This window comes from Porphyromonas sp. HMSC077F02 (assembly GCF_001815465.1).
GTDB classification, from domain to species: Bacteria; Bacteroidota; Bacteroidia; order Bacteroidales; family Porphyromonadaceae; genus Porphyromonas_A; species Porphyromonas_A somerae.
On sequence record NZ_KV820654.1, the window covers coordinates 1 to 13,396 of the forward strand.

Below are 13,396 nucleotides of genomic sequence, written 5' to 3' on the forward strand. Positions count from 1 at the left end.
ATCCGTCTGACCTCCCACGAGGGGAGGTCATTCACGGTAAGCCCTTTCTAATGCGTAACCCCTGTCTCCATAACACCCTGTAGGAGGAGAGCAAAAACTGAGTTGCAACTAAGGAATCGGTTAGTTGCAACTAAGCAAATGGCGAGATGCAACAAAGCAAATGCTTAGTTGCATCTCGGCAAACGCTTATATATACCACTGAATTCCAGAAGGTTGCGAAGGGGGTCTTTTCAACCTTATTTTAATAAATTTTCACCTTGTTCTTGGTTTGAATTCTGTAATAATCCCTGTCAAAAATATATCCCCGCTGACCAGGAAGGGTCAGCGGGGATATTCTGTAATTGGGGAGCGGTTATTGGCAGGAGGCAGGTAGGCCTCTGTACCGCTTGTCTATGGTATTAATTAGTCGCTCACGCAGAGGGAGGTAGCTAATCTTCTCTAGCACGTCGCTCATAAAGGCGGCAGTGAGCATCAGCTTGGCTTCCATCAATGGGATTCCTCTCTGACGCATATAGAAGATCGCCTGCTCGTTGAGCTCACCTGTGGTCATACCGTGCGAACACTTCACGTCGTCGGCATAGATCTCTAGCTGTGGCTTGGAAAACATCTTTGCCTGCTCCGAAAGAAGGAGGTTGCGGTTATTTTGATACGCCTCGGTCTTCTGAGCATCGGGGGCAACGTAGATCCGACCGCAGAAAGAGCCAATAGAGGTATCATTCATGGTGTACTTAAAGAGTTGGTCGGAGTGGCAATTGGGACTGCTATGGCGTATAAAGCACCAGTTGTCTAGTCGCTTAGCATCGTCCAGCACGCCCAAACCATCGAGGTCGATAGAGGCTCGTTCGCCTACGAGGTCGCAAAAGAAGTTGTTGCGCGTAGCTCCGTTTTGCACCGTGACATTATCCACAATCACTGTACTATCCTCAGCTTGCTGGATATGGGTCTCCATAACACGCAGGCTGTGGGTACTACTCTCCTCGATATTGAAGTAGCTAAACTTGGCCCCTCGATCCACATAGATCTCAATGGCACCGATATAGCCAGTCGCCTCCTCGTGTTTTCCATGGTCGCAGAAATGCAGTGTAGCTTCGCTCTCCGCCTCGGCAATCACAAGGATACGAGGGAAGGTAAGCGTCTGCCCCTGGTCTTTAGAAGAAGAAGGATAATGAATAAGGTGCAGAGGGGAGGGCAAGTGTACTCCCTCTGGGATATAGTAGACAAATAGGTCCTCATTATAGAGGCTATTGAGCTGGGTGAGGCGTGCCTCTTTGGTAGAGGGCATTTGATTATAATATCGCTCCGCCACCTCAGGGTATTTGCTAGCAAACTCAGTGATTGAGCCAGCGAAGTAGCCCTGACCCTCTACCGAAGGTGCCACTTTGCCACCAATCAAATAGGCTTGTACCACATCGGGATAGGTAAGTCGGCAAGCATAGGCCTTTGCTTCGGCCTCGGTAAGGCGTGGGGCGGAAGAGAGTTGCCACTCCTTGGAAAGCCACTCATCAATCTTGAAATACTGGTAGTCCTCCTCACGGTAGATAGGTAGCCCTCGCTCCTGAAGGTACTCCCTAGCTGCTGCTCGATCACGCTCTAGGAGCGGGTGCGTGGGGGCAGGCTGGTACTGACTGAGGAAGTGCTGGGCGAGTGCCAGCTGTGCTTCCTTTCTCTTACTCTTTTTCATTCTGCCTCCTTCTCTTGCTCTTCTCTGATCCAGTCATAACCACGCTCCTCTAGCTCTAGGGCTAGCTCGGGACCACCTGTCTTCACGATACGGCCATCAAGCAGTACGTGTACGATATCGGGCTTGATAAAGTCGAGTAGCCTCTGGTAGTGAGTAATCACAATCGCCGCCGTCTCGGGTGAGCGAAGGGTATTGACCCCGTGTGCCACTATCTTCAGTGCATCGATATCTAGCCCTGAATCGGTCTCATCCAAGATAGAGAGAGTGGGCTGTAGCACAGCCATCTGGAATATCTCGTTACGCTTTTTCTCACCGCCCGAGAAGCCAACATTCACGGCACGCCCTGTGAGCTCGCTATTGAGCTCCACTAGCTTTTGCTTCTCCTTGATCAGTTTGAGGAATTCCGAGGCACTCATAGGGTGCTCCCCGCGTGCTACTCTCTTGGAATTCACTGCTGTGCGAAGGAAGTTAATCATACTGACCCCAGGGATCTCCACTGGGTATTGGAAACTCATAAAGATGCCCTCCTGTGCACGCTCCTCTGGCTCCATCTCAAGGAGGTTGTGGCCATTGTAGAGCACCGAACCACCAGTTACCTCATAGCGAGGGTGACCCGTGAGCACATTGGAGAGGGTACTCTTCCCTGCTCCATTAGGTCCCATTATAGCGTGTACTTCTCCAGCATTTACGGTGAGGTTGACCCCCTTCAAAATGGTCTTATCCTCAATCCTAGCATGTAGATCCTTTATCTGTAACATATATATCTCTTATTTTCTAGCAAACTAAATTATCCTCTTCACTTCACTTAACCCACCGAGCCCTCGAGGGAGATTGATAGGAGCTTTTGTGCCTCTACGGCAAACTCCATCGGCAGGTTATTCATCACCTCCTTGGCATATCCATTGATGATAAGCCCCACCGCCTCCTCGGTAGGGATGCCCCTTTGATTGCAATAAAAGAGCTGATCCTCTGAAATCTTGGAGGTAGTCGCCTCGTGCTCAATGATACTGGTAGGATTATGCACCTCGGCATATGGGAAGGTATGTGCCCCGCACTTATCCCCTATCAAAAGACTATCACACTGCGAGTGGTTACGAGCATTCTGTGCACCGCTACTCACCTTGACCAATCCTCGATAGCTATTCTCGCTTTTGCCTGCCGAGATACCCTTAGAGACAATACGGCTACGGGTATTCTTTCCGAGGTGTATCATCTTGGTGCCGGTATCAGCTTGCTGGAAGTTATTGGTCACCGCCACGGAATAAAACTCCCCTACCGAGTCATCTCCCTGTAGAATACAGCTAGGATACTTCCAGGTAATGGCCGAACCTGTCTCTACCTGTGTCCAAGAAATCTTGGAGCGGTCGCCACGGCAAATGCCTCGCTTCGTAACGAAGTTGTAGATACCTCCCTTGCCCTCCTTATCGCCAGGGAACCAGTTTTGTACTGTAGAGTACTTCACCTCGGCATCGGTCTCGGCGATGATCTCCACCACCGCAGCGTGCAACTGATTATCGTCGCGCATGGGGGCGGTACACCCCTCTAGGTAGCTAACGTAAGCCCCCTCGTCGGCGACGATCAAAGTACGTTCAAACTGACCGGTGTTCATCGCATTGATACGGAAGTAGGTGCTCAGCTCCATTGGGCAACGCACCCCTTTAGGGATATAGACGAAAGAACCATCGGAGAAGACTGCAGCATTGAGTGCCGCAAAGAAGTTGTCGCGATAGCCGACTACGGTACCTAGATACTTTTTGATCAGCTCAGGATACTCCTTGAGGGCTTCGCTAAAGGACATGAAGATGATCCCTTTCTCTGCCAGAGTCTCCTTGAATGTAGTCTTTACTGAGGAGCTATCCACCACCGCATCCACGGCATAGCCAGCAAGCGCTTTACGCTCATTTACGGGGATACCCAGTTTCTCAAAGGTACGCTCTAGCTCAGGATCCATCTCCTCATCATGGCTTTTGCGTGCCTTGGGCTGTGCAAAGTAGATCACCTCCTGAAAGTCTATCTCAGGGATATCTAGGTGTGCCCAATCGGGCTGCTCCATGGTGAGCCAGTGGCGGTAGGCATCAAGACGCCGCTCCAGCATCCACTCGGGCTCTCCCTTCTTTTCTGAAATCAGGCGAATCGTCTCCTCGGATAATCCCTTAGGGATATACTCCGTCTCGACATCGGTAGTCCAACCATATTCATAGTCGGACTGCGTCACCTTGTCTATTATATCATCAAAATGCTCGCTCATATATTATTATATCGTGTCGGCGGGAGTTGCCTCCTTCGCCTTAGGTGTTAGATGTTGATTCACTTCCTTTTGGATTAACAGCCGTGTGGGGAGAATTGTTTCCCCAAACCGCACTATTTCGGGTGCGATAGTGGATTGTTGGGGCACCCCACCCCAGCCATACCGTGGACTGAGGGCCGAGTAGCAATTGAGCATCACCACCAGTGCCATGGTGGTGACAAGTAGGGAAAGCAGTGCTCCAGCCACCTTATTGAATATCCCTAGTGCCACACCGACGCCTTTAAAGAAAAACTTAAGGAGCAGGCGACTGAGGAGTTGTACCACCAGGAAAGCGATGAGCCACGTAATCCAGCCCATAGTTAGGGTCACCCCCTTTGCAGCAAATAGGTCGATAAGTACTTGGGAAGCAGGGTCGGCAAGTAACCACGCCAATACCCAGCTCCCCAATTGAATCGCTTGCGACATAAAACCGCTCCTATAACCCCTCAGGATAGCTATCCCAAGAAGCAATAGGAGCGTAATATCCAACCAATGCATATCTTTCGATTTCTCTAGTTGTCCACTTCTGAGCTAGTATGTTACTTGCTCGTAAAAAGATAGATGAGGAGTGCTCTGTGCGCCTCCCTCATGTGGAGAGAGGAGCGACCTCTGTATTAGGAGAGCTTACGCTCTACCTCCATCTCCTCGTAGGCCTCAATGATATCTCCGACCTGTACGTCGTTGTAATTCTCTATATTAAGTCCGCACTCTAGGCCAGCGACCACCTCCTTAGCATCGTCTTTGAAGCGCTTGAGCGACCCGAGGGCACCAGTGTGCACCACCACACCATCGCGAATTACACGCACCTTATCGGTACGAGACACCTTACCCTCCACCACATAGCATCCGGCAATGGTACCCACCTTGGATACCTTGAAGGTCTCGCGCACCTCGATATTGGCAGTGACACGCTCCTTGATCTCAGGCGAAAGCATACCCTCCATAGCGGTGGTGACATCATCAATCGCATCGTAGATGATAGAGTAGGTACGGATCTCTACCCCCTCAGCCTCAGCTAGCTTCTTAGCCCCTTGTGCAGGACGCACCTGGAAGCCAATGATGATAGCATCCGAAGCCGAAGCGAGGATCACATCACTCTCTGAGATCTGTCCGATACCCTTGTGAATAACATTCACCTTGATCTCATCAGTAGAGAGCTTCACAATAGAGTCCGAAAGGGCCTCTACCGAACCATCCATATCTCCCTTGACGATAATATTAAGCTCCTGAACATTACCCTCGGCAATACGACGGCTCAGGTCCATTAGCGATGGCAAGTGCTGCGTCCGCTCTCTCTGCTCACGTTTGAGCTGACTACGGCGAGTAGCTATCTCCCTAGCCTCCTGCTCGGTATCTAGCACATTCATGATCTCACCCGCCTGAGTAGCGCCATTGAGTCCGAGCACCTTTACTGGCTCAGCAGGCCCCACCGACTCTACATTCTTTCCACGCTCATTGAAGAGCGCCTTGACCCTACCAAAGTTGGAACCTGCCAAGATATGATCCCCCACATGGAGAGTTCCCTCTTGTACCAGCACCTTGGTGGTGTAGCCACGGCCTTGCTCCATAGTACTCTCCAGCACCGAAGCAACTGCCTTTTTATTTGGATTGGCCTTAAGGTCCATCATCTCCGCCTCAAGCAATACCTTTTCGAGTAGCTCTTGGATACCGATATTCTTCTTTGCAGAAATCTCTTGGCTCTGATACTTACCACCCCAATCCTCTACGAGGTAATTGAGATTGGCCAACTCCTCCTTAATCTTATCAGGATTAGCGTGTGGCTTATCAATCTTATTGATCGCAAAAATGATTGGAGTGCCGGCAAGTGACGCGTGGCTCAAAGCCTCCTTTGTCTGTGGCATCACACCATCATCCGCCGCCACTACGATGATCACGATATCGGTTACCTTGGCACCTCTCGCACGCATGGCGGTAAAGGCCTCGTGCCCTGGAGTATCTAGCAGGGTAATCTTGCGACCATCCTCGAGGGTAACGCTATACGCACCGATGTGCTGCGTAATTCCTCCCGCCTCCGTCTTAATCACGTCGGCATTGCGGATAGCATCCAGTAGAGACGTCTTACCATGGTCTACGTGACCCATCACCGTTACGATCGGAGCACGTGGCTTCAGATCCTCCTCAGAGTCCTCTTCCGTCTCAATCATATCCAGCACCTGAGCCTCTACGTACTCAGGTGTATATCCATACTCATCAAGGATGAGGTCAATGGTATCCTTCTCTAGTCGCTGATTGATAGAGACCATCATACCAAGGTTGAAGCAGAGCATGATGATATCATTAACAGGGATATCGATCATCTGTGCCAAGTCATTGGCGGTTACATACTCAGTGAGTTGTAGCGTCTTATCCTCTTGTAGTGCCTGCTCCTCAGCATCTATCTCACGACGGTGTGCTTCGCGCTTCTCCTTACGATACTTAGCAGCTTGGTTGGTAGACTTACGTCGTCCACCTTGGATAGCCGCCATTGTTTCCCTGATCTGCTTCTGGATATCCTCCTGTGTAATCTCAGGCTTTTCCTCTTGCTTAGCTTTGCGCTTGGCTTTGCGTCCTTGCTTTTGCTGGGCCTTATTGTTGTTATTATTGCGGTTGTTACCTTGCTGAGCTCCACCTTGGGCACCTTGTCCCTTTTTAGTAGCGCCTTGCTTAGCCTTGCCTCCTTCGCGACCTTGTTGCTTCTTACCTTCCTGCTCAACATTGACCTTACCACCGCGGATGCGCTTACGCTTCCTTTGCGACGACTTCTTCTTCTCATCAAATGAAGAGAGGTCAATCTTACCCACTACCTTAATCTCCACCTCAGGAGTCGTGAGCAACTTCACGTTGTCATCTTTTGGCTCTTCGGCTTTATCAGATATAGCCTCGGGCGCCTCCTTCTTAGGGGCCTCAGCCTTAGGAGCCTCGGTCTTAGGAGCTTCCTTCATAGGAGCTTCGGCCTTATGAGATTCCTTCTTAGGAGTCTCGGCCTTGGGAGCTTCCTTCTTGGGAGCCTCAGCCTTGGGAGCCTCAGCCTTGGGAGATTCCTTCTTAGGAGCCTCAGCCTTGGAAGCTTCCTTCTTGGGAGCCTCAGCCTTAGGAGCTTCCTTCTTAGGAGCCTCAGCCTTGGGAGCCTCCTTCTTAGGAGTTGGTCTCACCACCTCGTTATTCTTATCAAGCTCCACCTTTCCCAGCACCTTAGGTCCCTTCTCAGTCTCTTTTTGCTGAGCTTTTTCCTGCTTTGGGTTCTCCTTTTCCTTCACCTCCTTTTCGGATGCAGTTTTTTCCTTTGCGTCCGACGTAGGTGCAGAGTCCTCAGTATAGCTTTCAAGTAGTTTGGTGCGTTCCTCCTTTGGAAGTTCATTTCCATACTCATTTACCACATCCCTCAATTGGTCTGTGGTCAGTTTGCTATTGACATTGTACCGCTTTGAGTCATCTTTCTCGTTGAGGTACTCAACGATGGTCTTAAATCCGACTCCTAGCTTCTTAGCTATACTATTTACTTTTATGCTGGGCATATTCTCCTTTCCTCCTTAAGCTCTATATTACTTCTCCTCCTCTTCCTCAGTAGCTACTGGCTCTTCCGTAACACTCTCTGTGCTCTCCTCGTCGTAAGGTGCATAGTATCGTGGATCCCGTTCTGGGAGGTGTCCATATTGATCCTTAGGCAACTCATGATCGTCAAACTCCGTCATGAGCACCTGCATCACATACTCTATCGTACTCTCCTCCAGATCAGTGGCACGTACCAGCTCTTCCTTGGTATGGCGAAGCACCGACTTAGCCGTATCACAACCGATGCCCTTGAAGGTATCAATGACCCAATCATCAATCACATCATCAAACTCAGTGAGATAAAGGTCAGATAGGTCGGTTGTCTGAGTCTCGTCACGGTAAATATCTATTTCATAGCCAGTGAGCATTCCGGCTAGCTTGATATTCTTACCGCCCTTACCGATGGCCTCTGAGATTTGATCCTTATCGAGATATACGTCGGCACGCTTTGACTCCTCATTGAGGTGCACTTCCATATTCTTTGCAGGAGCGAGTGCTCTCTGCACAAATAGCACTGGATTACTGGTGTACTGTACCACGTCGATGCTCTCGTTACAAAGCTCCCCAACTACTCCTTGGATACGACTTCCACGCACACCCACCACAGCACCTACTGGATCGATACGCTCATCGTAGCTCTCCACAGCCACCTTGGCCTTTTCGCCAGGGATACGCGCTACTGCCTTGATGGTTACTAGCCCATCCTGCACCTCCGGCACCTCACGCTCGAATAAGCGCTTCATAAATAGGTCGGATACACGGCTCAGTATGATCTTAGGGTTGTTATTATTGTACTCTACCTTATCAATGATAGCACAGATACGATCGCCCTTCTTGAAGCGATCACGTGGAATGGCAAGAGACTTAGGCAGGATCAGTTCATTCTCCTCATCATCCATAAGGAGCACCTCCTTTTTCCAAACTTGGTAAATCTCGGCATTGATCAGCTCTCCCACCCGCTTGCTATAATTGGCGTAAAGGGTATCCTTCTCCAGCTCCATCACCTTACTAGAGAGTGATTGCTTGAGATTGAGGATGGCACGGCGGCCGAACTTGGCAAACTTCACCTCGTCCACATACTCCTCACCTAGCTCCATATCGTCCTCCCCTAGAGCACGAATCTCGCTGATGGAGACCTGTTGCATCTCATTCTCCACCTCACCATCTGGCACCACAATGCGGCGACGCCAAATCTCTAGATCTCCCTGAAGAGGATTGACGATGATATCGAAGTTGTGGTCGGTGCCGAACATCTTTGCGATCACATTACGCAAAGACTCCTCCATCACCTTGACCATTGTATCCTCGTCAATATTCTTTAGGCCCATATATTCGGTAAGGGCCTCCATCATCGTTGGTTCCTTTTTCTTCGCCATTGTAAATTAATATGTATCGTGCTGTGTTGGGATAATCACCGAGCTAATGCATCTTAGCTCTCCTACCGCTCACATCTCTCTTATTTATACTTTTAGTAAATAGGTGGCTTGCTTTACCTCCTCATACTTCAAGGGCAATTGATGTACCACCTGTTGCTTCCGCCGTGCTCCCTCGGGCTTCTCCATCCGGATCACCTCGAGCACAAAGCCCTCCTCATCGGCACTGACCAAAACACCCTTTTCCTTCACTCCCTTCTTAAGTAGCACCTCCAGTTCCTTACCAATAAACTTCCGGTAACGTCTCACACCCACAAGTGGAGTGGTAAGGCCTGCACTAGAGACCTCGAGCTCAAAGTCTTCCTTCTCTCTATCCAGTCCTGCCTCAATGTGCTTGGTAAGTGCTACAATGGTGTCGATATCTACTGGCTCGCTATCGTGGTCCACCTCCACCTCGATACGATTTGCTCCTATCACCTCTGCCTTTACGAGGAAAAACCCTTCATGCTCAGCAATAAATGAAGCCACCAATGTCTCTATGTCTCTTATCTCTATCATAAAACTAGATATACGCAAAGATGAGAAGACTGCTTGTCAGAGTCCCCTCATCAACCATTCCGCTACAAAGGTACAAAAAATATTACTATTGGATGAATCTTAGGCCTTTGAATGCAGGGGTTACGCATTAGAAAGGTCTTACCGTAGGGCATTCATAGGCGTACCTAAAGGGGAGGGCCCCGGCTGAGGGGTTCGTGTTAAATAGGCACAGGTCAAGGCACGCAGTGCCGAAGACCTGTGTATAACGATGTGCAAAACACCCTTACGACCCCGGCCGAGGGGTCAAGGAGGTGGTGGATATGCTCTTACACACAGGTCGTTCGGGGCTTTGCCCCTCCGACCTGTGCCTATTTAACATGGACCTCTGCCGAGGTCCTTTCCCCATAGGTGAGAATGTTGGACAAGGTGCCTTTCTCGCACATTTGATTCAAAGCGAGCATTAGACATAATAGCTCCACCTAAAAAGAGAGGCTCCACACTCAGCCGATACAGCTAAGTCTGGAGCCTCTGATATCTTTAATGATATCGTATGTATTGCCTTACCTCACTCGGATACTACGCCCTACCCTAAGAGTGGTGCGTGAAGAGATGTTATTGAGGCTACATAGTTTATTGACACTGGTACCGTGCCTTTTGGCAATTGTGGAGAGCGTATCCCCCTGACGGATACGATACATCTGCACTCCGCTACTAGAAGCCCTATGGCTAGCCCTATTGATAGCCCCTCTACCATTTCCGCCATTGTACTTAGAGGCGAGGCACAGATACTCCTCACACTTTGGCACACCTGTATTGAAATCAATGAGATGATCAGGATTGATCGCTTGCCCTAGATAACGCGTCTCGAAATGGAGGTGTGGACCTGTAGAGCGACCAGTGCTACCACCGAGCGCAATCGGATCACCCGCACGCACAATCTGATTCTCCTTGATCAACACCCTAGAATTATGCGCATAGAGGGTCTCCAATCCATTGGTATGGCGTACAACCACATAGTGCCCATAACCACGGCGGTCGAAGTCCACCATTCGCACCTTGCCATCAAAGGCAGCCCGAATAGTATCTCCCACACGCACCGAGATATCAATTCCGTAGTGCATGCGCCGGAAACGACGGCGATAGCCATAGCGACTATTCACTCGCTTCAGCTCATCAAGGGGATAGACAAACTGAGATAGATCTACCATAAAGCTATCAGGCACCTCAGCTTTCAAGCTCCCAATAAAGGGATTGACCGCATTGTTGTGCCACGACTGCTCGCCATACAGATCAATAGAAGGATACTGCAGATCCTCCTCCGAAGCAGTACCAAAGCCCATAGACTTATTAATTGCCTTGGTATAATCGGCCAGCTTCTTGTTATTCTTCAGGAAGCCATCATTGTCGGCCATTAACTTTGCCACTTCCGCTATCGCTGTAGAGGTGTCAGCGGGGGGTGGTGTTTTACTCTCTTGCTTTCTTTCGACCTGCTTTCCAACGGTATAATTGGGCACCTGAGCACTCGCCAATAAACCAATGGATAGGCACGAACATAGAAGTGTAAAAATCCTACTCGTCATTACTTAGAATTCCGATAAAAAACTCTCAAATAAAATTGGTTGTAAACACGAAATGACCGTAAGGATTATATCCAAAGAACGAGAAATAGGGCTTCCTACCACCCGAAGTCCACAGATAAAACCATCACAATCGCTCGCAAGATACCAATATATTTTATACCTCGGTTGTTTTTTTGCATTTTTTCTGCGTTATTAACACACAAAAGGTACAATTTAAGGTGGAATATGACCACGAAAGATGGAAAATAGGGACCTCTTACAGCACCCTATATAGCACCCTATATATATAAGTAAAAACTGAGATGCAACTAAGCAATCGGTTAGTTGCATCTCGGCAAATGGCGAGTTGCAACAAAGCAAATGCTTAGTTGCAACTCAGTTTTTGGGGTACCTAATCGGACAAGTCAGACAGGTCGGACGATACAATAGGGTTGGAAGCACTCCGATGAAGGGCTCACGGCAAGAGCTTTATAGAGATTATTTCACTACTTTGTTAATCCTCTTTCGGGGATGACAGAGTTCCACTTTTGTTATGATAGCAAAAGGATGTATAAAACTATATGGTTGCTTTATCCCTTCAAAAAAGAGAATTCTCATCCTTATCCTCTCACCATAGGAAATTCTCCTAGTGTCGCACTCGTTTTTTATACTGATATAATAATTCTGACCCTTATAAACAAACGAAACTGAACTCTTGGGGATCTCTTTTATCTCTTTTTTTATCGCAGAAGCTATCCCTAGCGTGTCTCCATCCAAAGGGTTTCTGCCTATCCCTTGAAATATACATTCTATTTCTCGCTCACATTTTCCATCTATATATGTTATATGGCTATACAGGCTACTATCTGGTAGGCACTGAGCATCCATCTTACAAGAGAGTAATATGACAAATACCAATAAAATGGTTTTTGATAAAATAGTTTTCATCTGCGTCCTTTTCGTCTATTAAAAGTTGATGCCACGAACATTGCCGAGTTGTAACTTCTTACGCTGTAGAGTCCTGTTAGGTATAGGTGAGGTGATAGCTGGCACAAGTTTTTATTTACAGAAAAGATTTATCTGAAATTCAAACATTCTTCTATGCATAAACCATCAGTCATCCTTTCTTTTCCAAAATTCGTAAATTCAATCGATGATATTTTGTGATTATCTATTGTCAAAAGAAGCATTGTGAAGTCGCCAAGACCTTTTTGGTAACCTACCCCCATCTTTTTATTTACAAAATTTGAACGAACGGCCATTGGGTGTATTATGGCAATATGCTTATATTTCGACAAACAATTTGGAAAGGAACTGTTATTAAGTTCTGTATCCTTTATTAAGGAGTCTATTGTCATTCCCTCCTTTATAACCATATCAATTGCAAGGTCACTTCTTAATATACCCTTGGACAACTGATAGCAAGCAGATTTTATGGGAGCCTTTTCGTAAAGAATCGTATCCGACAAAGATGTTGCCCAAAATCCCATGGGGACTTCATCATCAAAATCCAGTTGATATCCCTTATATATTTGCCTAGCCCTCTTCTTGGTTGCTATAGAGTAAATGTTATTATTAAATAATCGAGAGTCATCGGATATAATAGTCAAGGTATCACCCATATCTAACACAAGGAAAATTCTATTTTCTACATTTCCTTTCTTAACCTCCCCACTCGAATTCTCCTTCGGCCAAAGTCGAATGCCATAATATGCTACATTACTCTGAGAATAATTTGTTGATATGGAATCAATTGGATGATACATGCTGTTTTGAGAAGATCCCACGCAACAGGAATCAACAAGAAAAAGAAGTTGTAATAAGATTATTGACAAAATACTTTTCATAAAGGTATAGCTACATTATGTGGCTTCATTATGTGTTATGTGCTTGGTGGTAATAAATATCATACAAGCATATACTATTTAGTTCTAGACTTTAAACTGGTAGGCTCCTGTCAAGTCACGCCCCGTGAGTTCTTGCTGTCCAAAATCCTCCTAATTGCAGGAGAGGATATCGCAAATGTACACAACTAAATCATTGAGACCAAATCTTTTGCTGGCGTTTCTTTTGTGGGTATGTATTTAATCCCCTAAATTGAGTCTACTAGCTCGAAATCTAGCATACCATCTTGAGTAGCGATAATTCACGTATATATTTGAGCCCTTGTGGGTGTGTGGGAGGGTCGGACAATAATGTCTAGGGCATCAAAATTAATCCTGGAATAAGGTTGTCCGACCCACAAGGGGTCGTGAATTTTGGTTGCCTTATTTACCCACGTTCATCGGCTCTGCGTACCTCGAATGGGGGCTACAACAAATCGAACCTCCTCTGCGGGGTTCTTTAGCAGCCTGTTATTTGTTGGTGATTAGTGAAAACCCCGAAGGGGTTTCATGGTGTATTAACC

Annotated in this window: 10 protein-coding genes; all 10 read right to left on the reverse strand. The window is 47.7% G+C overall.

The window, feature by feature from the left end; translation table 11 throughout:
- Positions 1-352: 352 nt before the first annotated feature.
- The 10 genes from HMPREF3027_RS03420 to HMPREF3027_RS03465 all read right to left on the reverse strand — a co-directional run bounded on the left by HMPREF3027_RS03420 (position 353) and on the right by HMPREF3027_RS03465 (position 12,836).
- The gene (locus tag HMPREF3027_RS03420; protein ID WP_070707071.1) at positions 353-1,681 is read right to left on the reverse strand and encodes a SufB/SufD family protein; all 1,329 of its coding nucleotides are present in this window, start codon (positions 1,679-1,681) and stop codon (positions 353-355) included.
- Positions 1,678-2,439 carry a Fe-S cluster assembly ATPase SufC gene (gene sufC / locus HMPREF3027_RS03425; RefSeq protein ID WP_070707073.1) on the reverse strand — a complete coding sequence of 254 codons (762 nt, stop codon included), beginning with the start codon at positions 2,437-2,439 and terminating at the stop codon, positions 1,678-1,680. Before sufC ends, HMPREF3027_RS03420 begins: the two co-directional genes overlap by 4 nt.
- A gap of 47 nt (positions 2,440-2,486) precedes the next feature.
- Positions 2,487-3,929 (reverse strand): Fe-S cluster assembly protein SufB, encoded by a 1,443-nt coding sequence (sufB, locus tag HMPREF3027_RS03430; protein WP_070707076.1) that lies wholly within the window; start codon positions 3,927-3,929, stop codon positions 2,487-2,489.
- Positions 3,930-3,935: 6 nt separating this feature from the next.
- Positions 3,936-4,466, reverse strand: a complete 531-nt coding sequence (locus tag HMPREF3027_RS03435) for a CvpA family protein (RefSeq protein WP_070707077.1) — start codon at positions 4,464-4,466, stop codon at positions 3,936-3,938.
- A 116-nt stretch (positions 4,467-4,582) separates the two neighbouring features.
- Positions 4,583-7,483, reverse strand: a complete 2,901-nt coding sequence (gene infB, locus HMPREF3027_RS03440; protein WP_070707080.1) for a translation initiation factor IF-2 — start codon at positions 7,481-7,483, stop codon at positions 4,583-4,585.
- A 27-nt stretch (positions 7,484-7,510) separates the two neighbouring features.
- On the reverse strand, positions 7,511-8,896 hold the full coding sequence (nusA, locus tag HMPREF3027_RS03445; RefSeq protein WP_021903020.1) for a transcription termination factor NusA: 1,386 nt from the start codon (positions 8,894-8,896) through the stop codon (positions 7,511-7,513).
- An 84-nt stretch (positions 8,897-8,980) separates the two neighbouring features.
- Positions 8,981-9,451, reverse strand: coding sequence for a ribosome assembly cofactor RimP (gene rimP / locus HMPREF3027_RS03450; protein WP_070707082.1), 471 nt, complete (start codon positions 9,449-9,451; stop codon positions 8,981-8,983).
- 539 nt (positions 9,452-9,990) lie between these two features.
- A complete protein-coding gene (locus tag HMPREF3027_RS03455; RefSeq protein WP_070707084.1) occupies positions 9,991-11,010 on the reverse strand; it encodes a peptidoglycan DD-metalloendopeptidase family protein in 1,020 nt (339 codons plus the stop codon).
- A 477-nt stretch (positions 11,011-11,487) separates the two neighbouring features.
- Positions 11,488-11,937: a hypothetical protein gene (locus HMPREF3027_RS03460; RefSeq protein WP_070707087.1), complete on the reverse strand. Its 450-nt coding sequence runs from the start codon at positions 11,935-11,937 to the stop codon at positions 11,488-11,490.
- A 128-nt stretch (positions 11,938-12,065) separates the two neighbouring features.
- Complete coding sequence (locus tag HMPREF3027_RS03465) at positions 12,066-12,836, reverse strand: hypothetical protein (RefSeq protein ID WP_070707089.1); 771 nt, start codon at positions 12,834-12,836, stop codon at positions 12,066-12,068.
- Positions 12,837-13,396: the final 560 nt, after the last annotated feature.